The 24,313-nt window shown below is 74.1% G+C and carries 21 protein-coding genes and 2 riboswitches; of the genes, 17 read left to right on the forward strand and 4 right to left on the reverse strand.

Annotated features, from left to right (window positions below):
- Positions 1 to 89: 89 nt before the first annotated feature.
- On the reverse strand, positions 90 to 1,208 hold the full coding sequence (gcvT, locus tag ACFSJS_RS11225) for a glycine cleavage system aminomethyltransferase GcvT (protein ID WP_380899203.1): 1,119 nt from the start codon (positions 1,206 to 1,208) through the stop codon (positions 90 to 92).
- A 93-nt stretch (positions 1,209 to 1,301) separates the two neighbouring features.
- A riboswitch (glycine riboswitch) is annotated at positions 1,302 to 1,417 on the reverse strand.
- A riboswitch (glycine riboswitch) is annotated at positions 1,418 to 1,528 on the reverse strand.
- A 262-nt stretch (positions 1,529 to 1,790) separates the two neighbouring features.
- Between gcvT and ACFSJS_RS11230 the strand changes: the two genes are divergently transcribed.
- The 12 genes from ACFSJS_RS11230 (at position 1,791) to ACFSJS_RS11285 (ending at position 14,117) form a co-directional block, all read left to right on the forward strand.
- Complete coding sequence (locus ACFSJS_RS11230) at positions 1,791 to 2,435, forward strand: AAA family ATPase (protein WP_380899265.1); 645 nt, start codon at positions 1,791 to 1,793, stop codon at positions 2,433 to 2,435.
- Between the two features lie 49 nt (positions 2,436 to 2,484).
- Complete coding sequence (locus tag ACFSJS_RS11235) at positions 2,485 to 3,261, forward strand: enhanced serine sensitivity protein SseB (RefSeq protein ID WP_380899204.1); 777 nt, start codon at positions 2,485 to 2,487, stop codon at positions 3,259 to 3,261.
- A 173-nt stretch (positions 3,262 to 3,434) separates the two neighbouring features.
- The gene (locus ACFSJS_RS11240) at positions 3,435 to 4,226 is read left to right on the forward strand and encodes an enhanced serine sensitivity protein SseB C-terminal domain-containing protein (protein WP_380899205.1); all 792 of its coding nucleotides are present in this window, start codon (positions 3,435 to 3,437) and stop codon (positions 4,224 to 4,226) included.
- A gap of 233 nt (positions 4,227 to 4,459) precedes the next feature.
- The gene (locus tag ACFSJS_RS11245; RefSeq protein ID WP_380899206.1) at positions 4,460 to 6,121 is read left to right on the forward strand and encodes an ABC transporter substrate-binding protein; all 1,662 of its coding nucleotides are present in this window, start codon (positions 4,460 to 4,462) and stop codon (positions 6,119 to 6,121) included.
- An 87-nt stretch (positions 6,122 to 6,208) separates the two neighbouring features.
- Positions 6,209 to 7,213 (forward strand): ABC transporter permease, encoded by a 1,005-nt coding sequence (locus tag ACFSJS_RS11250; protein WP_380899207.1) that lies wholly within the window; start codon positions 6,209 to 6,211, stop codon positions 7,211 to 7,213.
- Positions 7,213 to 8,166 (forward strand): ABC transporter permease, encoded by a 954-nt coding sequence (locus tag ACFSJS_RS11255; protein WP_380899208.1) that lies wholly within the window; start codon positions 7,213 to 7,215, stop codon positions 8,164 to 8,166. Before ACFSJS_RS11250 ends, ACFSJS_RS11255 begins: the two co-directional genes overlap by 1 nt.
- A gap of 4 nt (positions 8,167 to 8,170) precedes the next feature.
- A complete protein-coding gene (locus ACFSJS_RS11260) occupies positions 8,171 to 9,277 on the forward strand; it encodes an ABC transporter ATP-binding protein (protein WP_380899209.1) in 1,107 nt (368 codons plus the stop codon).
- Positions 9,274 to 10,359, forward strand: coding sequence for an ABC transporter ATP-binding protein (locus ACFSJS_RS11265; RefSeq protein WP_380899210.1), 1,086 nt, complete (start codon positions 9,274 to 9,276; stop codon positions 10,357 to 10,359). The genes ACFSJS_RS11260 and ACFSJS_RS11265 overlap by 4 nt, the downstream gene beginning before the upstream one ends.
- Positions 10,360 to 10,448: 89 nt before the next feature.
- Positions 10,449 to 11,114, forward strand: a complete 666-nt coding sequence (locus ACFSJS_RS11270; RefSeq protein WP_417823616.1) for a trimeric intracellular cation channel family protein — start codon at positions 10,449 to 10,451, stop codon at positions 11,112 to 11,114.
- A gap of 68 nt (positions 11,115 to 11,182) precedes the next feature.
- Entirely contained in the window at positions 11,183 to 12,016 is an 834-nt protein-coding gene (locus ACFSJS_RS11275; RefSeq protein ID WP_380899211.1) for a thioesterase family protein, read from the forward strand.
- A 217-nt stretch (positions 12,017 to 12,233) separates the two neighbouring features.
- A complete protein-coding gene (locus ACFSJS_RS11280) occupies positions 12,234 to 12,716 on the forward strand; it encodes a Dps family protein (protein WP_380899212.1) in 483 nt (160 codons plus the stop codon).
- A 231-nt stretch (positions 12,717 to 12,947) separates the two neighbouring features.
- On the forward strand, positions 12,948 to 14,117 hold the full coding sequence (locus tag ACFSJS_RS11285) for a cysteine desulfurase family protein (RefSeq protein WP_380899213.1): 1,170 nt from the start codon (positions 12,948 to 12,950) through the stop codon (positions 14,115 to 14,117).
- Positions 14,118 to 14,174: 57 nt separating this feature from the next.
- Here the strand turns inward: ACFSJS_RS11285 and ACFSJS_RS11290 are convergent, their stop codons facing one another.
- Entirely contained in the window at positions 14,175 to 14,858 is a 684-nt protein-coding gene (locus ACFSJS_RS11290) for an N-acetylmuramoyl-L-alanine amidase (RefSeq protein WP_380899214.1), read from the reverse strand.
- Between the two features lie 72 nt (positions 14,859 to 14,930).
- On the opposite strand from ACFSJS_RS11290, the gene mnmA reads away from it, so the two are divergent.
- Positions 14,931 to 16,064 carry a tRNA 2-thiouridine(34) synthase MnmA gene (mnmA, locus tag ACFSJS_RS11295; RefSeq protein WP_380899215.1) on the forward strand — a complete coding sequence of 378 codons (1,134 nt, stop codon included), beginning with the start codon at positions 14,931 to 14,933 and terminating at the stop codon, positions 16,062 to 16,064.
- 74 nt (positions 16,065 to 16,138) lie between these two features.
- Here the strand turns inward: mnmA and ACFSJS_RS11300 are convergent, their stop codons facing one another.
- Positions 16,139 to 16,930 carry an SDR family NAD(P)-dependent oxidoreductase gene (locus tag ACFSJS_RS11300; protein WP_380899216.1) on the reverse strand — a complete coding sequence of 264 codons (792 nt, stop codon included), beginning with the start codon at positions 16,928 to 16,930 and terminating at the stop codon, positions 16,139 to 16,141.
- 459 nt (positions 16,931 to 17,389) lie between these two features.
- Here ACFSJS_RS11300 and ACFSJS_RS11305 point away from each other — a divergent pair, with 459 nt between their 5' ends.
- Positions 17,390 to 18,229 carry a class I SAM-dependent methyltransferase gene (locus ACFSJS_RS11305; protein WP_380899217.1) on the forward strand — a complete coding sequence of 280 codons (840 nt, stop codon included), beginning with the start codon at positions 17,390 to 17,392 and terminating at the stop codon, positions 18,227 to 18,229.
- Positions 18,230 to 18,238: 9 nt separating this feature from the next.
- Here ACFSJS_RS11305 and ACFSJS_RS11310 read toward each other — a convergent pair whose 3' ends face one another.
- Positions 18,239 to 20,230: an NAD-binding protein gene (locus ACFSJS_RS11310; RefSeq protein ID WP_380899218.1), complete on the reverse strand. Its 1,992-nt coding sequence runs from the start codon at positions 20,228 to 20,230 to the stop codon at positions 18,239 to 18,241.
- 79 nt (positions 20,231 to 20,309) lie between these two features.
- On the opposite strand from ACFSJS_RS11310, the gene ACFSJS_RS11315 reads away from it, so the two are divergent.
- Genes ACFSJS_RS11315 through ligA form a run of 3 tightly spaced genes read left to right on the forward strand, consistent with a single transcriptional unit; the run spans position 20,310 to position 24,217 of the window.
- Positions 20,310 to 20,999, forward strand: coding sequence for an SDR family oxidoreductase (locus tag ACFSJS_RS11315; RefSeq protein WP_380899219.1), 690 nt, complete (start codon positions 20,310 to 20,312; stop codon positions 20,997 to 20,999).
- A complete protein-coding gene (locus ACFSJS_RS11320; RefSeq protein WP_380899220.1) occupies positions 20,996 to 22,009 on the forward strand; it encodes a methionine synthase in 1,014 nt (337 codons plus the stop codon). Before ACFSJS_RS11315 ends, ACFSJS_RS11320 begins: the two co-directional genes overlap by 4 nt.
- A 21-nt stretch (positions 22,010 to 22,030) precedes the next feature.
- Positions 22,031 to 24,217 carry an NAD-dependent DNA ligase LigA gene (gene ligA / locus ACFSJS_RS11325; protein ID WP_380899267.1) on the forward strand — a complete coding sequence of 729 codons (2,187 nt, stop codon included), beginning with the start codon at positions 22,031 to 22,033 and terminating at the stop codon, positions 24,215 to 24,217.
- Positions 24,218 to 24,313: the final 96 nt, after the last annotated feature.

Here is a 24,313-nt window from a genome sequence, read left to right on the forward strand (position 1 = left end):
GGGGGTGAGGAAAACGGGTCTTGCCAGGTGGGACGGGGCGGGACCGCCGTTCGGGCGGCGCGGCGCCGGTTGCCGGGGCCGCTGCGGGGTCAGCGCTCGCGCCGGTAGAACGGCAGCGCGACGACCTCGTACGGCTCGTGCGTACCGCGGATGTCCACGGCCACACCCTCCGTGCCGGGGGCGGCGTGGGCGGCGTCCACGTACGCCATCGCGATCGGCTTCCCCAGGGTGGGGGAGGGGGCGCCGGAGGTGACCTCGCCGATCACCGAGCCGTCCGCGCCGACCACCGCGTACCCCGCGCGCGGCACCCGGCGGCCGGCGGCGACCAGGCCGACCAGCGTGCGCGGCGGGTTCTCCCGCGTCCTGCGGGCGGCCTCCTCCAGGGCGGCGCGGCCGGTGAAGTCGCCGGGCTTGTCGAACTTCACCACGCGGCCGAGCCCCGCGTCGAAGGGGGTGGTCGCCCGGGTCAGCTCGTGCCCGTACAGCGGCATGCCCGCCTCCAGCCGGAGGGTGTCGCGGCAGGACAGCCCGCACGGCACCAGGCCCTCGGCCGCGCCGGCCTCGGTCAGCGCCGACCACAGCGCCTCGGCGTCGCCGGGGGAGACGAACAGCTCGAAGCCGTCCTCGCCGGTGTAGCCGGTGCGGGCGATCAGCGCCCGCACGCCCGCGACCGTGCCGGGCAGTCCGGCGTAGTACTTCAGCCCGTCCAGGTCGGCGTCGGTGAGCTTCGCCAGGACGGCGGGCGAGGCGGGGCCCTGGACGGCCAGCAGCGCGTACGCCTCGCGGTCGTCGCGCACGGCCGCGTCGAAGCCGTCGCGGCGCTCGGCGAGGGCGTCCAGCACCACCTGCGCGTTGGCGGCGTTGGCGACGACCAGGTACTCCTCGGCGCCCAGCCGGTAGACGATCAGGTCGTCCAGGATGCCGCCGGACTCCTCGCAGATCATGGTGTAGCGGGCCCGGCCCACCGGGACGGCGGACAGGTGGCCGACCAGGGCGTGGTCCAGCAGTTCGCCGGCCTGCGGCCCGGTGACGGTGATCTCGCCCATGTGGCTCAGGTCGAACAGGCCGGCGCGGGTGCGCACGGCGTTGTGCTCGTCGCGCTCGCTGCCGTAGCGCAGCGGCATCTCCCAGCCCGCGAAGTCCGTCATGGTCGCGCCGAGGGCGCGGTGGACGGCGTCGAGGGCGGTGCGTCGGGGGGAATCGCTCATGGTCGTGGCTCCCAGGCGAGGTGGCCGGGCCGCGGACGGGCCCGGCGGGACCGATGGACACGATGGACGGACGGGGGACGGTGGAGGACCAGGCCCTCCCCATCTGTCATCGGAACCTGAGAGGTTCGCCACAAGTCCGCACGGGCGGACCACGGCTTGCACCTTGGGTGGGACGCCTCCCGCGGGAGACGTCCGCTTTTCAGATGTGCCTCGCCCGCGCGGTATCGGGGCCTGAGAGATTCAAGGGAGGACTTGCTCCTTCGGCGCCCCGGAAACCCGCTGTGACCAGCGGTTCCCGGGAACTCTCCCGCGCGGGCTCAAGCGGCCGGTATGCAGTTCGCGCGCTCATCATCGCATGCCCGGCCCCGGGGCGGGCCGGGCGGGCGCGGAGCCGTGCGGAGGCGGCCGGACGCACCGCGCGGCGTGCCCCGCTGGGGTGCGCCCGCGAGCGGGGGGAAGGCGGAATGTGTCGGGACGCGCCCGGAATGGGTAGTCACCTTGTCCGCCGCCGTCCCGCTTGACACGCTCTGGGTACGGCCGCGGACACGTGGCGGACAGCGGGGAGGCCTACCAGTGAGCAGCCTGGAGAGCGCCTGTGCGGCGCAGGGCGGGGCCGGGGCGGTGCCGCGGCGCGCGCCGGCGCCGGCACTGGCGGGCGGGCGCGACCTGCGCGGGACGACGGGGGTGCGGGTCCTGCGCTTCCCCGCCGGGGACCGGGTGGTCGTCTCCGGCCTTCCGGGCAGCGGCAAGTCCACCCTGATCCGGCGCGTGGTGGCCGCCCACGAGACGGTGGTGCGGATCGACTCCCAGGACATGCGGGAGCGCTGGGAGGCGGGGCTGCCGGCCGGGCTGCCGTACGCCCTCTACCGCCCCCTCGTCCGCGCGGCCCACTACCTCGCCCTGGGCCGGGCGCTGGCCTCGGGGGCGAGCGTGGTGGTCCACGACTGCGGCTCCCAGAGCTGGGTGCGCCGCTGGCTGGCACTGGACGCGCGGCGCCGCGGCCGGGCGCTGCACATGGTGCTGCTGGACGTGCCTCCCCCGGTGGCGCTGGCCGGGCAGGCGGAGCGGGGCCGGGGGGTGTCGGCGTACGCCTTCGCCCGGCACCGCAGGGCGGTGCGGCGCCTGGTGGCGGAGTCGGAGGCGGGACGGCCGCCCGCGGGCTGCGCCTCGGTGGTGCTGCTGGACCGGGCGGCGGCCGGTGCGCTGCGCGGGGTCGTCTTCGACTGACGGCCCCCGGGCGCGCCGGACGGCCCCCGGCTGCCGATAGGGTTTTCGCATGACCATCCCGCAGCAGTACGGGCCGGGGGACGACGGCTGGCCCGGCAACGAGCTGGAGGAGGCCCTCGCCGCGTCCGTCGGCGTCCCCGGCGCGGGCGCCCGGCTGCTGGAGGTGCTCGGACGCAGCAGCCTGTGGGTGCCGCTGCCCGAGGGCGGCACGCCGGCCAGCCCCCACCTCGACCTGCCCACGGTCCAGCTCGACGGGGCGCCGTACGTGCCCGTCTTCAGCTCCCGGGAGCAGTTCCTGCGGGGCGCCGGCTCGCACCTGTCCTTCGCCGTCGCCCCCGCCCGCGAGTTCGCCCGCGGTCTGCCGCCGCAGGTGGGCATCGTGGTCAACCCCGAGGGCACGGTCGGCCTCCCGCTGCCCCCGCCGGCCGTGGCCGAGCTGTGCCGCGAGGGCGGCCCGGAAGGCGTGCCGGGGATGGCGAGCGGCGCCCGGGTGCGGCTCTTCGAGCCCGACTGGCAGGAGGAGCCGGTGGACTTCCTCGCCGCCGCGGCCGGGGAGCTCGCGGTGCTGCCGCAGGTCCGCAGCGCCCGCCGCGGCCTGGCCAGCATCGAGGGCGGCCCGCCCGCGCTGTTCGTCGGAGTGGAGCTGGACCTGCTCGACCCGCAGGCCCGCACGGCGGCGCACGACGCGCTGGGGCGCGCGCTGGGCCGGGAGCCGGTGCGCTGGCCCGTGCAACTGGTGCTGCTGGACGCGGCGCAGGACCCGGTCGTGGACTGGATGCGCCAGTGCGTCAGGCCCTTCTACGCACGCGCGGAGCAGCCGTACTGAGGCGCCCGGCCGGCCGCCCGCCCGCCGCGGGCTGAGTACCCGCGCCCAGGCGCGGATGAGTACTCCCGGCCCTGTCGGGTGCGGACCGTAAGCTGGTTGGATGTCGGGACGGGACGCGCGCGCGGCCCGGTGCGGGACGTACGGAGCACGCAAGGACGAGAAGGGGCGGCCACGTGAGCGCGGGTGGAAGCGTCGATCAGCTGCTGCACCAGGTGGCGCCCGGGCGGTACGACGCCTACGAGGCGCTGCTGCACGCCCTCGCCCGGGGCCGGGTGTGGATGCTGCTCTGGCACGGCCAGGCCGGCTCGCCCGACGCCCAGTACGGGAACATGGAGGTCGCCGGGCACGGCTACGCCCCCTGCGTGACGTCGGAGCGCGAGCTGGCCGCCTCCGGCTGGACGCGCGCGCACGAGGTGGTGGGCGGACGCGACGTCGCCGCCGCCCTCTTCCCCGACCGCTGGGGTCTGTGGCTCAACCCGCACGCGCCCGGCGGTGGCGTCGGCGTGCCCTGGCTGGACCTGCGCCGGATCGCCGGCGGGCTGGACCGGCTGCCCGCCGGGCCGCTGCGCATCGGCGAGCCGACCGTCGAGGTCCCCCACTTCTACGCCCAGCTCGTCCAGAACGCCCACCGCACCTCCGCCGTGCGCACCCTGCGCCGGGCCTGGGTGCAGCCCGCGCTGGGGGCGCCGTACCTGGTGATCGGCCTCGACCTGTACGACGGCAGTCCGCAGTCGGTGGAGTCGGTGCGCTCGATGATGCAGCGGTCGGTGGCCGCGGTGCCCGACGGACTGGCCGTCTCCACGGTGTCGATGGCGGACGACTACGACCCGGTCGCCATGTGGCTGAGGGCCAACTCCCGCCCCTTCTTCGACCGCGACGCCCACCAGGGGGCCGCACCGGCCGCCCCGGCGGCCGCCCCCGGCACCGGCACCGGGTACGGCTACGGCTACCCGCGCCCCTACTGAGCCGGGCGGTGGCGGACCGCCGGACCGCGGCGGTCCGAGGGGCCGGTGAGGGCCTGTGAAGGCCCGCTGGTTTCGCCCGTGTTGCACCTCTATGACCTGCGGTGTCGTCGTTCCGCGGTTCGGGTCTCAGGTCTATATCACCGACATGCGGACAGTTCACACCGCTGGTTGGGGGCAGTACTGTTCGGGCGACCAGCAGACCTTCCTACCGTCACCGACCCCTGAGGTGGAACATGCGAATAACCAGTTCCAGGGTCGTCCAGACGATCGCGGCCGCCCTCGCGGTTGGTGTGATCGCCACTGGATGTGCCAGCGAACGAGGCGAGAAGAGCGAGGGTGGGGACACCTTCGTCTTCGGCGCCGCCGGTGACCCCGGCTCCCTGGACCCGGCGCTGGCCAGTGACGGAGAGACGTTCCGGGTGACCCGCCAGGCCTTCGAGGCGCTGATCGAGCACGAGCCGGGCGGCACCAAGCTGGTCGGCGGGCTGGCCGAGTCCTGGGACAGCAACGACGACGGCACCGAGTGGACCTTCAACCTCCGCAAGGGCGTGACGTTCCACGACGGGGAGAAGCTGACCGCCGAGGCCGTCTGCAAGAACTACGACCACTGGTTCAACTGGACCGGGACGTACCAGAACAGCGCGGTCTCCTACTACTGGCAGACCATCTTCGGGGGCTTCGCCAAGAACGAGAGCGAGGACACCCCGAAGGCCAACTACAAGGGCTGCGAGGCCAAGGACGAGCTGACGGCCGTCATCAGCGTCCACGAGGCCTCCGCCAACCTCCCGGGCGGCTTCTCCCTCCAGGCGCTGGCCATCCACTCCCCGAAGGCCATCGACAAGTACGAGGCGCAGGAGGCCACCGGCGAGGAGGACGCCATCTCCTACCCCGAGTACAGCCAGAAGGCCGGCACCGTCGCGGGCACCGGCCCCTTCCGGATCGTCGAGTGGGACAAGGGCAACAAGGAAGTCACCCTCGAGCGCTTCGACGACTACTGGGGTGAGAAGGCCGGCGTCGAGAAGCTGGTCTTCCGCACCATCGCCGAGGAGTCCGCGCGCCGCCAGGCGCTCCAGGCCGGCAACATCCACGGCTACGACCTGGTCGCGCCGTCGGACGTGGCGACCCTGGAGAAGGAGGGCTTCCAGGTCCCGGTCCGCGGCGTGTTCAACCTCTTCTACGTGGGCTTCTCGCAGGAGGCCAACAAGGCCCTGCAGAAGAAGGACGTCCGCCGGGCCATCACGCACGCGATCGACCGGGAGAACATCGTCAAGACCCAGCTGCCCGAGGGCGGCGTGGTCGCCACGCAGTTCATGCCGGACACGGTCGACGGCTACTCGGACAAGGTCGCCACCTACGAGTTCGACTCCGCCAAGGCCGAGGAGCTGCTGAAGAAGGCCGGCGAGGAGGGCCTCGCCGTCGACTTCTGCTACCCCACCGAGGTGACCCGCCCGTACATGCCCGCCCCGATGGACATGTTCGAGCTGATGAAGACCGACCTGACCGAGGCCGGCATCAAGGTCAACCCCAAGCCCATGAAGTGGGCCCCGGACTACCTGGACGCCACCGAGGCCGGCAGCTGCGACCTGCACCTGCTGGGCTGGACCGGTGACTTCAACGACGCCTACAACTTCATCGGCACCTGGTTCGCCGGCTACGACAAGCAGTGGGGCTTCCGCGACGACGAGGTCTTCGACGCGATGAAGGCCGCCGAGTCCGAGCCGGACCCGGCCAAGCGGGTGGAGCTCTACAAGAAGGCCAACGAGGTCATCATGGACTACATCCCCGGCGTCCCGGTCTCCTCGTCCCCGCCGTCCATCGCGTTCGCCAAGGACGTCAACCCCCCGAAGGTCTCCCCGCTGACCCAGGAGAACTTCGCCGAGGTCTCCTTCAAGTAAACGCATGATCGCGCAGGTCCGCCCGGCCACGGCACCGATGTGGCCGGGCGGACCTGACCATGAGGACATAGAAAGGGGCATCGCGGGGTGTTGCGTCTCGTCGTACGAAGACTGCTGCAACTGATTCCCACCCTGCTGGGCCTGTCGGTTCTGCTGTTCGTCTGGCTGAACCGGCTTCCCGGCGGACCCGCGGCGGCCATGCTCGGTGAGCGTGCCACCGCCGCCGACAAGGCCCGCATCGAGGAGGCCCTCGGGCTCGACCAGCCGGTGTGGGTGCAGTACGGCCGTTTCCTGAGGCGGCTGTCCGAACTGAACCTGGGCGTGTCCACCCAGACCGGCCAGCCGGTGTGGGACGAGTTCGCCCGGCGGTTCCCCGCCACGGTGGAACTCGGCGTCGCGGCCATGCTCATCGCCATCGCCGTCGGCGTCCCGCTGGGCTACTTCGCCGCCCGCCGGCGCGGCAGCTGGCTGGACATCAGCGCGGTCTCCGGCTCCCTGCTGGGCATCTGCATCCCGGTCTTCTTCCTGGCCTTCCTGCTCAAGGCGCTCTTCGCCGTCCAGCTCGGCTGGTTCCCCAGCTTCGGCCGCCAGACCACCGGCATCGACGCCACCGAGGTGACCGGCTTCTACGTCCTGGACGGCATCCTCACCGGCGAGTTCGACGCCTCCTGGGACGCGCTCATGCACCTGGTGCTGCCGGCGCTCGCGCTCTCCTCGATCCCGCTGGCCATCATCACCCGCATGACCCGGGCCAGCGTCCTGGAGGTGCTCGGCGAGGACTACGTGCGCACCGCCGAGTCCAAGGGCCTGAGCCGGCAGGTGGTGCGCGGCCGCCACGTGCTGCGCAACGCGCTGCTGCCGGTCGTCACCGCCGTCGGCCTGCTGACCGGCGGCCTGCTGTCGGGAGCGGTGCTCACCGAGTCGGTCTTCGCCTTCGGCGGCATCGGCTCGTTCATCAAGGACGCCATCGACCAGAGCGACTACCCGGTCCTGGTCGGCTTCATCATGTTCATCGCGGCCGTCTACGTGGTCGTCAACCTGCTGGTCGACCTCGCCTACAGCCTTATCGACCCGAGAGTGCGGGTGCACTGATGAGCACCAAGACCGACAAGATCGACCGGCTCGCCGAACTCACCGCCGCCACCGACCACGCCGCGGGTGCCGGCCTGTGGGTCGAGGCGTGGCGGCGGCTGAAGACCAGCAAGATGGCCGTCATCGGCGCGTCCGTCATCGCCGTGTTCGTGGTGTTCGCGGTCATCGGCCCGTGGATCGCCCCCTACGACCCCACTGCGCAGCTGTGGCGGGGCGAGGTCCTCACCAACCAGAACGTCTTCGTCGGCCCCCGCGCCGAGAACTGGCTCGGACTGGACCACCTGGCCCGCGACGAGCTCTCGCGGCTGCTGGTCGGTGCCCGCCAGACGCTGCTGGTCGGCATCGTCGCCACGCTGCTGGGCTTCACCGTCGGCGCGCTGATCGGCGGCGCCTCGGGCGCCGCCCTGGTGCTGGGCGGCCGGGCCGGGCGCCGCTTCGACACCGTCGTGATGCGCGTCATCGACATGATGCTGGCGCTCCCCTCGCTGCTGCTGGCGGTGTCCGTGGCGGCGGTCCTGGGCCAGTCCCTGACCACCGTGATGATCGCGGTCGGCGTGGTGCAGATCCCGGTCTTCGCCCGGCTGCTGCGCGGCGCGATGCTGGCGCAGGGCGGCGCCGACTACGTGCTGGCCGCCCAGGCCCTCGGCGTGCGCAAGCGGCGCATCGCGCTCGGGCACGTGCTGCCCAACTCGCTGAGCCCGGTGATCGTCCAGGGCACCCTGAGCCTGGCCACCGCCATCATCGAGGCCGCGGCGCTGTCCTACCTCGGCCTGGGCAACCCGGACGCCGCCGTCCCGGAGTGGGGGGTCATGCTGGCCCAGGCGCAGGAGTACTTCGACAGCGCTCCGATGCTCGCGGTCTACCCCGCGCTGGGCATCATCATCACCGCCCTCGGCTTCACCCTGCTGGGCGAGGCGATGCGGGAAGCCCTCGACCCGAAACTGCGGAGTTGATCACATGGCCCTGCTATCCGTGGACGAACTGACCGTCACCTTCACCCGGCGCGGGCGGCGCGACGTGAAGGCCGTGTCGGGGGTGTCCTTCGACGTCGACCAGGGCCAGGTGGTGGGCCTGGTCGGCGAGTCGGGCTGCGGCAAGTCCGTCACCTCGCTGGCCCTGATGGGCCTGCTGCCCGACCGGGGCGTGAGGGTCGGCGGCCGGGCCGTCTTCGACGGCACCGACCTGCTGAGCCTGAGCAGGGGGAGGATGCGCGACCTGCGCGGCCCCCAGCTGGCGATGATCTTCCAGGATCCGCTGTCCTCACTGAACCCGGTGGTCCCCATCGGCGTCCAGGTCACCGAGATCCTGGCCCGGCACCGGGGGATGAAGGGCGAGGCCGCCCGCAAGGAGGCCGCCTCCCTGCTGGACCGGGTCGGCATCCCCGACCCCGACCGGCGGCTGAAGGAGTACCCGCACCAGCTCTCCGGCGGCATGCGGCAGCGCGCCCTGATCGCCATGGCGGTGGCGTGCGCGCCGCGCCTGCTCATCGCCGACGAGCCGACCACCGCGCTGGACGTGACCATCCAGGCCCAGATCCTGGAGCTGCTCAAGGAGCTGGTCGACCAGGAGGGCACCGCCCTGCTGATGATCACCCACGACCTGGGCGTGGTCGCGGGCCTGTGCGACCAGGTCAACGTGCTGTACGCGGGCAAGGTGGTGGAGTCCGCCGAGCGCCGCGAGCTGTTCGGGGCCCCCACCCACCCGTACGCCAACGGCCTGCTGGGCTCCATCCCCCGGCTCGACGCGCCGCGCGGCGAGCCGCTCAGGCCCATCCGCGGCTCGATCAACGACGTCATCGCCTGGGAGGACGGCTGCGCCTTCGCGCCCCGGTGCGACCACTACACGATGGAGTGCCTCCAGGGCACTCCGGCGCTGGGCGAGCCGCGGAAGGCCGGGCACCGGGTGCGGTGCGTCAACCCGGTGCTCTCCTCCGGCGGCGCCGCCGAGCTGCGCGGTGCGGCCCTGGAGTCCGACGCGGCCGAGGCGCCCGGCGGGGCGAACGACGAGGCGGCGGACGAGACCGCCGGCACGGCCGGCACGGCCGGGAAGGAGGCCCGGGCATGAGCCTGCTGGAACTGAGGGACGTCAAGGTCCACTTCCCGGTGCGGAAGGGCATCCTGTTCGACCGCACCGTCGGCCACGTCTACGCCGTCGACGGGGTCTCGCTCTCCGTCGAGGCGGGCCGGACCTACGGCCTGGTGGGCGAGTCGGGCTGCGGCAAGACCACACTGGGCCGGTCGATCCTGCGGCTGGTGGACATCACCGACGGCGAGGTCGTCTTCGACGGCACCGACCTGGCGAAGCTGCCGGACGAGGAGATGCGGCGCTTCCGCCGCCGGCTCCAGATGGTCTTCCAGGACCCGCTGGGCAGCCTCAACCCCCGGCAGAACATCGAGTCGATCCTCTCCGAGGGCATGGCGGCCCACGGCATCGGCGCCGACCAGGAGGAGCGCCGCGAGCGGATCCGGGAGATCCTGGCCAGGGTCGGCCTCCCGGCCAACGCCCTCTCCCGCTACCCGCACGAGTTCTCCGGCGGACAGCGGCAGCGCATCGGCATCGCCCGTGCGCTGGTCCTGGAGCCGGACGTGATCATCTGCGACGAACCGGTCTCCGCGCTGGACGTCTCCATCCAGGCCCAGGTGATCAACCTGCTGGAGGAGCTCCAGCAGGCGCTCGGCCTGACGTACGTGGTCATCGCCCACGACCTGGCCGTGGTGCGGCACATCTCCGACGTCGTCGGGGTGATGTACCTGGGCTCGCTGGTGGAGGAGGCGCCCAGCGACATGCTCTACGCCGAGCCCCGGCACCCCTACACCAGGGCGCTGATGTCGGCCGTTCCGGTGCCCGACCCGCAGGTGGAGGACGACCGCGAGCGCATCCTGCTCACCGGTGACCTGCCCTCCCCGGCGAACCCGCCGGCCGGCTGCCGCTTCCACACCCGCTGCCCGTGGAAGCAGCAGACGCGCTGCGCCACCGACCGCCCCGAGCTGCGGGACCTGGGCGGCGGGCACCGGGTGGCCTGCCACTGGGCCGAGGAGATCGCCGACGGCCGGATCAAGCCCTCGGCGAACGCGGCCCGGGTGGTCCCGGAGCAGGCCGCCTCCGGGGAGCCGGAGGAGACCGGGACCGCCGCCGCGGTGAAGTGAGCCGCGTCCGCCGCCGCCCGTCCCCCCGCCGCCCGTCCGGCGGGGGGACGGGCGGCGGCGTGTGAGGCCGGTCCTGTTACAACCGGGGGGTGGATCTGTTCACCCCTTCCGTGCAGCACGGGCTCGACCTGGCCGGGATCTTCGTCTTCGCGATCTCCGGGGCGCTGCTCGCCGTGCGCAAGAACTTCGACGTCGTCGGCATGGCGCTGCTCGCCTGCGTCACCGGCCTGGGCGGCGGGCTCTTCCGGGACCTGGTGATCGGCGCGGTGCCCCCGGCCGCCTTCACCGACCTGGGCTACCTGCTGGCCCCGCTGGCCGCCACGGTGCTGGTCTTCTTCCTCCATCCGCAGGTGGAGCGGATCAACCGGGCGGTGATGGTCTTCGACGCGGCCGGGCTGGGACTGTTCTGCGTCACCGGCACCGTCAAGGCGTACGCGTACGGGCTCGGCCTGACCGCCTCGGCGGTCCTGGGGCTGGCCACGGCGGTCGGCGGCGGCGTGGTGCGCGACGTGCTGGCCAACGAGGTGCCCTCGCTGCTGCGCTGGGACCGCGAGGTCTACGCGGTCCCGGCGATGGTCGGGGCGGCGGCGGTGGCGCTGCTGATCCACGCCGGGCGGTTGAACGGGGCGACCAGCGGGGCGGCGGCCGCGCTCGCCTTCGCCCTGCGGTTGCTGGCCCTGCGCTACAACTGGCGCGCGCCCAGGGCGTGGCACCGCCGCAGCCGGCGCAGGGAAGACGGCGGCGGGGAGGCGTGAGCGGCGGCGGACCGGGTGCGGACCCCTATGCTACTTGCCGGTAATAAAAACCTGTACCGTGTACTCCCATGACCGAGGCAACCATCGGTGCCGGCGCGTTCGACCGCGACACGGCCGTCACCGCGCGGGAAGAGGGCGTCTATGGCGCCGAACTGTCCGACCAGTGGACCATCGGGAACGCCGTCAACGGCGGCTACCTCCTCGCCCTGCTCGGCCGCGCCCTGGGCGACGTGCTGCCGCACCCCGATCCCTTCACCATCACCGCGCACTACCTCACCGCCTCCCGGCCCGGACCGGCGACCGTGCGCGCCGCCACCGTCCGCGTCGGGCGCACCCTGTCCACCGGCACCGCCTCCCTGGCCCAGGCCGACGAGGAGGGGCGGGAGGTCGAGCGCATCCGCGTCCTGGCCACCTACGGCGACCTGGCCGCACTCCCCGACGACGTCCGCACCAGCGCCAAGCCGCCGCAGATCCCGCCGTACGAGCAGTGCCTGGGAGCCAAGGACGGCATGGACCCGGCGAACGTACCGCCCATCACCCACCAGGTGGACCTGCGGCTGGATCCGGCCACCGTCGGCTGGGCCGTCGGCGAACCCAGCGGACGCGGCGAGGTGCGCGGCTGGTTCGGACTGGCCGACGGCCGCGACCACGACCCGCTCTCCCTGCTGCTGGCGGTGGACGCCCTGCCGCCCACCGCCTTCGACCTCGGCCTGTCCGGCTGGGTGCCCACCGTGGAGCTCACCGTCCACGTCCGGCACCGCCCGGCGCCGGGCCCGGTGCGCGTGGCGATCACCACCCGCAACCTGGCCGGCGGCTTCCTGGAGGAGGACGCCGAGGTCTGGGACAGCCAGGACCGCCTCGTGGCCCAGTCCCGGCAGCTCGCCCGGGCCCTGCTGGACTGACCGGGCCCCGCACGCACGGCCGCACGGCCCGAGGCCGCCCCGGAACCGGACCGGGGCGGCCTCCGCGCGTCCGGGCCGCCCTCCCTCCCCGGCCGCGGCCCGCGGGGCCGTACGGGATGCGGGCGGGAGTGGCGGGGCCCGTCCTGGGTAACCGGACCAGGGACGAAACCTGACCAAGCGCGGCAGACGCCGTAAGAGAAGCGAAGGTGGTCAACGGATGTACGCCGTGAAGAGCACACTGCCCGACCAGGACCTCAAGGTCGTCGGTGAGGCGCTGCAGGGCGCGCTGGTCGACCTGGTCGATCTCTCCCTGGTGGCCAAGCAGGTCCACTGGACCGTGATCGGACCGCGCTTCCGCTCCATCCACCTCCAGCTGGACGAGGTCGTCGAGACCGCCCGCACCTACTCCGACACCGTCGCCGAGCGCGCCGCAGCCCTCGGTCTGGCCCCCGACGGCCGCGCCTCCAGCGTCGCCTCCGGCTCCGGCATCGACGGAGTGGAGAGCGGCTGGCACCAGGACGACAAGGCCGTGCAGGTCATGGTCGGCGCCCTGGCCTCCGTGGTGAACCGCATGCGCGAGCGCATGGAGGCCACCGAGAAGCCGGACCCGGTCACCCAGGACATCTTCATCGAAATCATCGCCGAGCTCGAGAAGCACCACTGGATGTTCCAGGCCGAGCACAAGATCGTGGACAAGTGAGCCGGGGCCGCACCCGGTCCGCCCGCCCGCGCGCGGCCGTGTGACGCGGCCGCGCCCCGGGCGGGCGCGGGCAGGAACGGACGGGTCCCCCGCCGCACCGCGCGGCGGGGGGCCCGCCGCGTGTGCGGGCCCCGCACCCCGGCCGGCGAGGGCGGACGCGGCCGGCGGTGGCGGCACCTGGCCGGTCCTCGCTGCCGCGCGCCTCCGCGCGGCTCGTAGAATCGGGGAACCATGGCCTACCTCGACCACGCCGCCACCACCCCGATGCTCCCGGAGGCGGTGCAGGCGATGACCGCCCTGCTCGGCGCCACCGGCAACGCCTCCTCCCTCCACGCGGCGGGGCGGCGGGCCCGGCGCACCGTCGAGGAGGGGCGCGAGACGCTGGCCGCCGCCCTGGGGGCCCGGCCCAGCGAGGTGGTGTTCACCTCCGGCGGCACGGAGGCGGACAACCTCGCGGTCAAGGGCCTGTACTGGGCACGGCGCGCGGCCGACCCCGCCCGCAGGCGCGTCCTGGCCAGCCCCGTCGAGCACCACGCGGTGCTCGACGCCGTCCACTGGCTCGCCGACCACGAGGGCGCCGAGGTGGAGTGGCTGCCGGTCGACGCGGTGGGGCGGGTGCACCCCGAGGCGCTGCGCGAGGCGATCGCGCGCGACCCGGACGATGTGGCACTGGCCACCGTGATGTGGGCCAACAACGAGATCGGCACCGTCCAGCCCGTCGCCGAGCTGGCCGCCGTGGCCGCCGAGTCGGGCGTCCCGATGCACGCGGACGCCGTCCAGGCCGTCGGCCAGGTGCCGGTGGACTTCGCCGCCTCGGGGCTGGCGGCGATGACGGTCAGCGGCCACAAGATCGGCGGCCCGTACGGGGTCGGCGCACTGCTGCTGGGCCGCGCGTGGGCGCCGGTGCCGCTGCTGCACGGCGGTGGCCAGGAGCGCGACGTGCGCTCGGGCACCCTCGACGTCCCCGCCGTCGCCGCCTTCGCGGTCGCGGCGGAGCTGGCCGCCCGGCGGCGCGAGGAGTTCGCCCGGGAGGTCGGCGCGCTGCGCGACGCGCTGGTCGACGCCGTGCGCGAGGCCGTGCCGGACGCCGTCCTGAGCGGCGACCCGGACCCGGCCGGGCGGCTGCCCGCCAACGCGCACTTCTCCTTCCCCGGCTGCGAGGGCGACTCGCTGCTGCTCCTCCTGGACGCCCAGGGTATCGAGTGCTCCACCGGGTCGGCCTGCACGGCCGGAGTGGCCCAGCCCAGCCACGTCCTGCTGGCCACGGGCACCGATCCGGACCTGGCCCGGGGCACCCTGCGCTTCTCGCTGGGACACACCTCCACCAGGGCCGACGTGGAGGCGGTGGCCGCCGCCATCGGGCCGGCCGTGGAACGGGCCCGCGACGCCGGGCTGTCGTAGGCGGCCCCCGGCCCGTCCGCCCCTCACGGCGGGCGCTCCGCCGCCCCGGCGGAGCGATCACGTCCGGCGGACGGGGACGTCCCGGACCATCCGCAGGTAGCGCTCCCAGTCCCAGTGCGGCCCGGGGTCGGTGTGGTCGGTGCCGGGTACCTCGACGTGGCCGACGATGTGCTCCCGGTCCCTCGGCAGGCCGTAGCGGTCGCATATCCCGGCCGTCAGCTCGGCCGAGGCGCGGTAGGTGGCGTCGGTGAGGGTGTCGGCGCGGTCCACGAAGCCCTCGTGCTCGATGCCGATGCTCCGCTCGTTGTACGCGCGGTTGCCCGCGTGGTACGCCACGTCCAGCTCCCGCACCAGCTGCGCCACGTGCCCGTCGGAGGTGCGGACCACGTAGTGGGTGGCGGCGCCGTGCGCGGGGTCCTGGAAGACCTTCAGCGCCACCTCGTAGCTCCCCTGGATGACGTGGATCACCACCCGGTCCACGGTGTAGTCGTACGGGCGGTCGGCGCGCCGCCAGTTCGCCTCGGAGGCCGGCACCCACTCCGCCCCGGGGTGGTCCACCTCGCCCTCCCTGCGGGGCCGGTCCACCCCCGGCACCTTCCACCACGTCCTGGCCATCTCGTCGCGGGCCGCGTACCCGACCGCGCCCAGGCCCACCGCCGCACCGCCGATCAGCAGGGCCCGGCGGCCGACCGGCCGCCCCTCGCGGTCCGCCCGGTGCCCGGGGGCTCTTCTCTCGCTCACGGCGAGCACAACGGCCGGGATCACCCGTACGGTTCCACCGGCCCGCGCCCGGACCCGTACCCTGGGAGCGCTATGACTGACACGCCCAGCGCCCCGACCCGCCTCCGCGTCCTCGCCGCCATGTCCGGCGGCGTGGACTCCGCCGTCGCCGCCGCCCGCGCGGTGGAGGCGGGCCACGACGTCACCGGCGTCCACCTCGCCCTCTCGGCGAACCCGCAGTCCTTCCGCACCGGGGCCCGCGGCTGCTGCACGGTCGAGGACTCCCGCGACGCCCGCCGCGCCGCCGACGTCATCGGCATCCCCTTCTACGTGTGGGACCTGGCCGAGCGCTTCCGCCAGGACGTGGTGGAGGACTTCATCGCCGAGTACGAGGCCGGCCGCACCCCCAACCCCTGCCTGCGCTGCAACGAGAAGATCAAGTTCGCGGCGCTGCTGGACAAGGCCCTGGCGCTGGGCTTCGACGCGGTGTGCACCGGGCACTACGCCACCGTCGTCGTCCGCCCCGACGGCACCCGCGAGCTGCACCGCGCCGCCGACGCGGCCAAGGACCAGAGCTACGTGCTGGGCGTGCTGGACGAGAAGCAGCTCGCCCACGCCATGTTCCCCCTGGGCGACACCCCCGCCACCAAGGACGAGATCCGCGCCGAGGCCGAGCGCCGCGGCCTGGCCGTGGCGAGGAAGCCCGACAGCCACGACATCTGCTTCATCGCCGACGGCGACACCCAGGGCTTCCTCGCCAGGCACCTGGGCACCGCCGAGGGCGACATCGTCGACGAGGACGGCAACCGGCTCGGCACCCACACCGGCGCCTACGGCTTCACCGTCGGCCAGCGCAAGGGCCTGCGCATCGGCCACCCGGCCCCCGACGGCAAGCCCCGGTACGTCCTTGACATCTCCCCGGTGGACAACACCGTCACCGTCGGCCCGGCCGCCGCGCTGGATGTCGTCGCCCTGACCGCGATCCGCCCCCGCTGGTGCGGCACCCCGCCCAGCGGCCCGGGCACCTACACCGCCCAGCTCCGCGCCCACGGCGGCGAGACGCCGGTCACCGCCGAGCTCGTCGGCGGCGAGCTGAAGGTCGTCTTCACCGAGCCGGTGCGCGGCGTGGCGCCGGGCCAGGCGGTCGTCCTCTACGACGGCACCCGCGTGGTCGGCTCGGCCACCATCGCCGCCACCGAGCGCCGCCGCGAGGCCACCGTCGGCTGAGGACGGCGTTCCCGCGGCGGCCCGGCCGCGGTCCCGGCGCGCGCCCGGCCGCGGTCCCGGCGCGCGGGGCGCGGCTACCAGCCGCCGTCGAGCGGCAGGACCGCGCCGTTGACGTAGCCCGCGCCCGGGCTCGCCAGGAACGCCACCAGGTCGGCGCACTCGCGGGGGCGGCCGAGCCGGCCGGTGTCGTTGGGGCCGAAGGCGGCGACGGCCTTGGGCTCGACCTCCTCCAGGGTCTCCCCCCAGCCGAAGCGTCTGCCCGCGTCCAACAGCATCTCCTCCACGGGAGGGGTGACGAAACCTCCCGCGGCGATCGCGTTCGACGTCACGCCGGTGTGCCTCAGCTCGTGCGCGAGGGACCTGGCGAGGTTGTCCCGGGCGGCGCTGGCCGCGGCGTAGTGGGGGTAGCCCGCCGGGGGCCGGGTGCCGACGACGCTGCTGATCTGGATCACCCGTCCCCAGCCGCGCTCCCGCATGCCGGGGACGAAGCGCCGGATCATGCGCACCCCGGAGAGGACGTTGGTGTTGTAGGTCTCGGCCCACACGTCGGGCGGGGTCGTGTCCCAGCTCAGCGTGACGTCGTAGACACCGGCGTTGTTGACGAGGACGTCGACGGGAGGGCCGCTCGCGGCGACCGCGGCCTCGACCGCGTCGGCGCCGGCGTCCGTACCCAGGTCGCCGATGGCGGTGGCGGCGTCGCCGCCGCTGCCGCGGATGGACTCCGCCACCGCAGAGGTCCTGCCGCCGTCCCGTCCGTGGACGACGACCGAGGCCCCCTCGGCGGCCAGCACTCTGGCGATCTCCGCGCCGAGTCCGCTGCTCGCACCGGTCACCAGCGCCCGTCTGCCGCTGAGCCGCAGGTCCATGTGCCCCTCCCCCTCCGGGCCCGGGCGGGCCGCCGGATCCGATGGTGGGGGCGGCGGGGCACGGCGGCCAAGACCGGAACCGGACACGGCTCGGACGGCGAGGCCGGGGCCGCAGGGGCGGGGCTGCCGGCGCCGTCACGCCCGGGCCGCCGGAGCGGCGGTCCGCGGCGCGCTGCCCGGTTCCTCCGCGTACGCGCCCCATGGGCACACGGCACGTACACCCGGGGAGCACAGGGAGTCGGAGGGCGGTCGGCACCCCCCGTGGCCAGGGGAGACGGCCCTGTGGGCCGCCCCGCACGCGGCAGGACGCGCGCGGCGCCGGCCGGGTCGACCGGTCCGGCGCACGCCGCCCGCGGGGGCCGGGCGCCTACCCGTTCGGACCAGTCGGGGGGTGCGGCGGGGGCGGGGTGCCCATACTGGCGCCACCGGCTCGACATCCGAGCGACACGGAGGTGCCCCATGGGAACCCGGATCCCCTCCGCCAAGGTCCCTTCCCGCCTCATCCGGAACCGCGCCAGCCTCACCCACAAGGCGCGCTACGCGCTCGCCCACCCCGGGCGGGTCCCCGCCCACCTGCGCCGCGCCGCCCGCGACGCCTGGCTGCGGGCGAAGTACCGCGACGACCACATCGCGTACTACCGGGCCGTGATGGCCTCCGACACCGCACGCAGTCCCGAGGCGGCCGTCGGCGGCAGGGCCTCGTACGAGCGGTGGCTGGCGGTCGGGCGGATGCAGTTCGACTACCTGGCCGGCCACGGGCTGCGGCCGCAGGACCGGATGCTGGAGATCGGCTGCGGCAACCTGCGGGCGGGCCGGCTGTTCATCGGCCACCTGGAGCCCGGCCACTACCACGGCATCGACATATCGCCCCACATCCTCCTGGAGGCCCAGCGGACCGTCGTGCGCCACGGGCTCCAGCACAAGCTGCCGCACCTGGCACTGGTGGAGGACCTGACCTTCGACTTCCTGCCCGAGGGGCACTTCACGGTCGTCCACGCCCACAGCGTCTTCTCCCACTCGCCGCTGGACGTCATCGACCAGTGCCTGGAGAACGTGGCGCGGATCCTCGCACCGGGCGGCTTCTTCGACTTCACCTTCGACCGCACCGAGGGCCGCGAGCACGACGTGCTGCGCGAGGACTTCTACTACCGCACCGAGACGCTGACCGACCTCGCGGCCAGCCACGGCCTGACGGCGCGGTTCATGGAGGACTGGGAGCGGCTCCCGCACGGCCAGTCGAAGATCCGCGTCACCCTGCCGGCCCCGGACCGGGCGGCGCCGGAGCGCAGCCCCGCGTGAGGGGGCCGGTCACGGGGCCGGTGCCGGGGAGCCGGCCCCCGTGCCGTCCGCCGCCCCGGCGCCCTGCGGGTCCTCGCCCGCCAGCAGCGCGCCCAGACCGTCGCGGGTGGCGGCCACCACCACCCGGTCGCCCGCCGTCATCACGTAGCCGTCGTGGAGCCGCCAGACCAGGTCGCCGGTGAGGGTGTGGGTGGCGCCGCCCGGGGGGAGGGCGCCCAGGTCCGGGCGGCGGTGTTCGGGCGGGGAGGCGTCCAGGGCGAGGATCCGCCAGCGCCCGGGACGGGACGCCTCGCCCACGGTGCGCCCCTCCAGCAGCCGGTTGCCCGTCACCGACACCACCGCGAAGACCAGCACCCGGCGGCCCACCGGGACCGCCCCCAGCACCTGGCGCCCCATCATGGCGCCCGCGAAGGCCGGGGCCGCCAGCGCCGAGACGCTGCGGCTGCGGGTCTGCGCGCCGGGGTAGGTGTCGCGCAGCGTGCGGTAGACCGTGGCGGCGAACTCGTCGTCGAACAGGCGCATCACCACCCGCAGCCCGGGGTGGACCTGGCGGGCGTAGAGCACGGCCTCCAGATTGGTGCCGCTGTCGCTGGTGAGGGCCAGCAGGGCGCGGCTGCGCGCGACCCCCGCCTCCTCCAGCACGCCGTCCTCGGTGACGTCCGCGATCAGGGTGGGCACCCGCCGGGCGCGGGCCACGGCGATGCCGCGGGCCTCGGCGTCGCGCTCGATGCACACCACCGGGATGCCCAGTTCCAGCAGCTGGTCCAGCACGCGGGTGCCCACCTTGCCCAGGCCCAGCAGGACGACGTGCCGCTCGATGCCGCGCGGCGGGGGCGGCAGGGCGGCCGCCTGGCGGAAGGTGCCGTAGCTCTCCAGCACCACCGCGAACAGCAGCGGCAGCAGCGCCATCCCCGCCAGTCCGCCCAGCAGCTGCAGCACCTGCTCCCCGGTGGTGCCCCCCAGCTCCGGCTCGTTGATCGACATGACGTTGAGCAGGGTGACGTAGGCGGCGTGCAGCGGCGTCTCGCGGGTGACGTACCAGTTGGCGGCCGCCAGCAGCACGGTCACGGCGGCCAGGCCCAGCAGGAAGGCCCGCAGCCGCCGGGAGAAGAAGGAGCCCACCGGCAGGCGCGGCACCCGGGACAGGGGGGCGCCCGCGGGGCCGGAGCGGCGCGTGATCGCCTCCAGCACCACCGTGCCGCGGTCGTCGGGCAGGCCCTCCAGCTCCCGCGGGTCGGGCAGCAGCACGGGCCCGTCCCGGTCCTCGGGGTCGGCGTAGACGTCGCCCTCGTCGGAGTCGGGGGCGTCGGGCAGCAGGGCGAGGGTGCACAGCGGGTCGCGGCGGCCGGCGGTGCCGATGGTGCGCTCCTTGGCGCGCAGCAGCAGCCCGTCCGCCTGGATGACCTTGCCGGCGCCCACCACCGCGGCCGCCACCAGGGAGGGCGCGGCGGTGTCGGCGTCGGAGAGCACCGTGGTGGAGGCGTCCACGGCCTGCCGGTCCAGGCCGGGGACGCGGGTGGTGATGGTGCGGTCGAGCAGGTCCTCCAGGTAGCGGCCCAGGGTCCGGTTGAACATCCGGATGACCAGCCGCAGCCCGGGGTTGATGCGGCGGGCGCGCAGCGCGGTGTGGATGTTGAGCTGGTCGTCGCCGGAGGTGAGGGCCAGCGCAGCGGCGTGCTCGATGCCCGCCTCGCGCAGCGCCGCCTCGTCGGGCACCTGCGCCTGGACCGCCCGCACGTCCAGGCGCGGATCGCCCACCAGGGCGGCGATCTGCGGCCCCTGGTCGCCGCCGCGCAGCGAGGGCAGCACGACGGTGACCTGCTGCCCGTAGACCGAGGCGAGCTCCCTCACCAGCCGCTGTGCCAGGGAGTTGTCGCCGCAGACCACCAGGTGGCCGGTGCGGTGGGCGGGGTCGCCCGGACCGCCGCGGCGTCCGCCCTGCGGCGGGACGCCCGGCGGCGGCGGGGACGGGGGCGGGGAGGGCGGCGTCGAGGAGGTCACGGAAGCGCATTGGATCACGCCTGCCGCGCGGAGGGCACCGTTCCCGCCGGCGGGAGCGGCGGATGGGACGATGTCCGCCATGGGAACGCATGTGATCACCGGGGCGGGCTCCGGCATCGGGGCCGCGATCGCCGAGCGGCTGAGCGGGCGCGGCGAGGAGTTGTGGCTGCTGGCGCGGGACGCGGGACGCGCCAGGGAACTGGCCGGGCGCTTCCCCGGCGCCCGTACCCTCGTCGGGGATCTGGCCGAACCCGAGCGGCTGTCGTGGGCGCTGTCCCACCAGGAGCTGCCGCAGGAGGTGGACTCCCTGCTGCACGTGGCCGGCGTGGTGGACCTCGGCGCGGTCGGCGACCTGACGCCCCGGGTGTGGAACGCCATCCTGGCGGTGAACCTGGTCGCCCCGGCCGAACTGACCCGGCTGCTGCTGCCGCAGCTCCGCCTCGCCCGCGGCCACGTGGTCTTCGTCAACTCCGGCGCCGGCCTGAACGCGAACGCCGACTGGGGCGCCTACGCCGCGAGCAAGCACGGCCTGAAGGCGCTGGCCGACGCGCTGCGGGCGGAGGAGAAGGGCAGCGGGGTGCGCGTCACCTCCGTCTACCCGGGCCGCACCGCCACGCCGATGCAGGCCAAGGTGCACCGGCAGGAGGGAAGGGAGTACGAACCGGGCCGCTGGATCACCCCCGAGGCGGTGGCCACCACCGTCCTGACCGCCCTCGACCTGCCGGAGGGCGCGGAGATCACCGACCTGAGGGTGAGGCCGTCGGCGTGAGCGCTCACGTGTGGGGGACGGCCGCCGCCACCGGCGTCGGCTCCCTGCCCGGCACCGACGTGCGGGAGGCGGTCAGGACCGTCGTCGACACCCTCGGACAGCTTCCGCACCTGCCGGAGCTGCCCGCACGCGGGCCGGGCGCGGACATGATCGGACGGACGGCCGGGATGCTGGTGGAGCTGCCCGTGCACCTGGAGCCCAGCGGCTGGCGGGCCGCCGACGCCCCGGGCCACGACATGCGGCGCGCCCGCTCCCTGCTGGGCGAGGACCTGGACGCGCTGGAGGAGTTCACCCAGGGGTACTCCGGCGCGCTGAAGGTCTCGGCCGCGGGCCCGTGGACGATGGCGGCGTCGCTGGAGCGCCGCAGCGGCGAGGCGATGCTCGGCGACGCCGGCGCCTGCCGCTACCTGGCCGAGTCCCTGGCCGAGGGGCTGCGCGAGCACCTGGCCGAGGTGCGGCGGCGGGTGCCGGGCGCGGCGGTCGTCCTCCAGCTCGACGAGCCGTCGCTGCCGGCGGTGCTGGCCGGCCGGGTGCCCACCGCCAGCGGCTACCGCACCCACCGGGCCGTGGACCGGGGCGTGGCCGAACAGGCGCTGCGGCAGGTGCTGGAGGCCGCCGGGGAGGGGCCCGCGGTGGTGCACTGCTGCGCCCCGGGGGTGCCCTTCGGGCTATTGCGCCGGGCGGGCGCCGCCGGCATCTCGTGCGACCTCTCGCTGCTCACCGAACGTGACGACGAGGCGATCGGCGAGGCGGTCGAGGGCGGCACGGCGCTGTTCGCGGGGGTGGTGCCGGCGACCGGGGCGGGAACGGCCGGATTGTCGGACCCGGGCGGTAGCGTCATGGGTGTCAGGATGCTGTGGCGCAGGCTGGGGCTTTCTCCGGAGCTGCTGCCGCGGTCGGTGGTGGTCACGCCCTCCTGCGGGCTGGCGGGTGCCTCCCCGGTGTACGCGCGGGCCGCGCTGGCGCACTGCGTCCGGGCGGCACGATCGCTCGCTAACGACCCTGAGTGACGGGAGGCTGGATTCGTGGAGATGGTGGGCCCGGGCAGCGAGGCGCGGGAGAGGCACGCGCGGCTGGCTCAGGAGATCGAGGAACACCGCTTCCGGTACTACGTGACCACGCCGGTCATCAGCGACGCCGAGTTCGACGCCCTGATGCGCGAACTCCAGGCGCTGGAGGAGGAGTACCCGGAGCTGGCCACGCCCGACTCGCCGACGCAGAAGGTCGCGGGTGCCTACGAGACGGAGTTCACCGCCGTACGGCACCGTGAGCGGATGCTGTCGCTGGACAACGCCTTCGACGACGAGGAGCTGGACGGCTGGGCCGACCGGATCGCGCGCGAGCTGGGCGGTGTGCCGTACCACTTCCTGTGCGAGCTGAAGGTGGACGGGCTCGCGGTCAACCTGACGTACGAGCACGGCAGGCTGACGCGCGCGGCGACCCGGGGCGACGGGCGCACCGGCGAGGACATCACGCCCAACATCCGCACCATCGCCGACGTCCCCGAGCGGCTGCGGGGGGAGCGGGTCCCGGAGCTGGTGGAGGTCCGCGGCGAGGTGTTCATCCCCATGGAGCGCTTCGAGGAGCTGAACGCCCGGCTGGTCGAGGCGGGCAAGCCGGCGTTCGCCAATCCGCGCAACGCGGCGGCCGGCTCGCTGCGGCAGAAGGACCCCAAGGTCACCGCGGAGCGCCCGCTGCGCATGGTGGTGCACGGCATCGGGGCCCGGGAGGGCTTCGACATCGACCGGCTGTCGCACGCCTACGAGCTGCTGCACGGGTGGGGCCTGCCGACGGCCGCGTACAACAAGGTGGTCGACTCCGTCGAGGGCGTGCGGGAGTTCATCGCGCACTTCGGGGTGAACCGGCACTCGGTGGAGCACGAGATCGACGGGGTGGTCGTCAAGCTGGACGAGATCCCCCTCCAGGGGCGGCTGGGTTCCACCTCGCGGGCGCCGCGCTGGGCGATCGCCTGGAAGTACCCGCCGGAGGAGGTCAACACCCGGCTGCTGGACATCCGGGTGAACATCGGCCGGACGGGGCGGGCCACGCCGTTCGCGGTGGTGGAGCCGGTGACGGTGGCCGGCTCGGAGGTGGAGTTCGCCACCCTCCACAACCAGGACGTGGTGAAGGCCAAGGGCGTGCTCATCGGGGACACGGTGGCGCTGCGCAAGGCGGGCGACGTCATCCCCGAGATCCTGGGTCCGGTGGCGGACCTGCGGGACGGCAGCGAGCGGGAGTTCGTGATGCCCACCGAGTGCCCGGAATGCGGCACCCCGCTCAAGCCCGCCAAAGAGGGCGACGTCGACCTGCGCTGCCCCAACGCCCGTTCCTGCCCCGGCCAGTTGCGCGAGCGCCTGTTCTACCTGGCAGGGCGCAAGTGCCTGGACATCGAGCACTTCGGCTACGTGGTGGCCACCGCGCTGACCCAGCCGCTGGAGCCGGCCGAGCCGCCGCTGAGGGACGAGGGGGACCTCTTCGACCTCACCCTGGAGCAGTTGCTGCCCATCAGGACGTACGTCCTGGATCCGGACAGCGGTCTGCCCAAGCGGGATCCGAAGACGGGCGAGGAGAAGGTCGTCACCCTCTTCGCCAACCTCAAGGGCGAGCCGCGTAAGAACACCCTGGCCATGCTGGAGAACATCGAGGCGGCCAAGCGGCGCCCGCTGGCGCGGATCATCACCGGCCTGTCGATCCGCCACGTGGGCCCGGTGGCGGCCGAGGCGCTGGCGCGGGAGTTCCGCTCGCTGGACCGGATCGCCGCGGCGTCCGAGGAGGAGCTGGCCGCCACCGAGGGGGTCGGCCCGACCATCGCGGCCTCGCTCAAGGCGTGGTTCGCCGAGGAGTGGCACCGCGAGATCGTCGAGAAGTGGCGGGCCGCGGGGGTCCGGATGGAGGAGGAGGGCGGCGAGGAGCTCGGCCCGCGTCCGCTGGAGGGCCTCACCGTCGTCGTCACCGGGACGCTCCAGGCCTACACCAGGGATGCGGCGAAGGAGGCGCTGCAGAGCCGCGGAGCAAAAGTGACTGGTTCTGTTTCAAAGAAGACCAGTTTTGTTGTGGCAGGCGACAGTCCAGGATCGAAATATGACAAGGCCGTGCAGTTGAAGGTTCCGATCCTGGATGACGACGGTCTGGCCGTCCTCCTGGAGCAGGGGCCCGAGGCCGCGCGGAAGGCCGCTGCCGCCCCCGCCGAAGCCGCCGCGGAGCCTCCCGCGGAGTGATGCGGGGCGGCGTCCCGGCCGCCAACCACGTTTGCGCGGAACGCCGTTGGGTGAGTGATGGAGCGCGTCCGTCCGGCGCTTATCAGACGGACGCGA

Origin of the sequence: Streptomyces desertarenae, from assembly GCF_042681365.1 — a bacterium.
GTDB classification, from domain to species: Bacteria; Actinomycetota; Actinomycetes; order Streptomycetales; family Streptomycetaceae; genus Streptomyces; species Streptomyces desertarenae.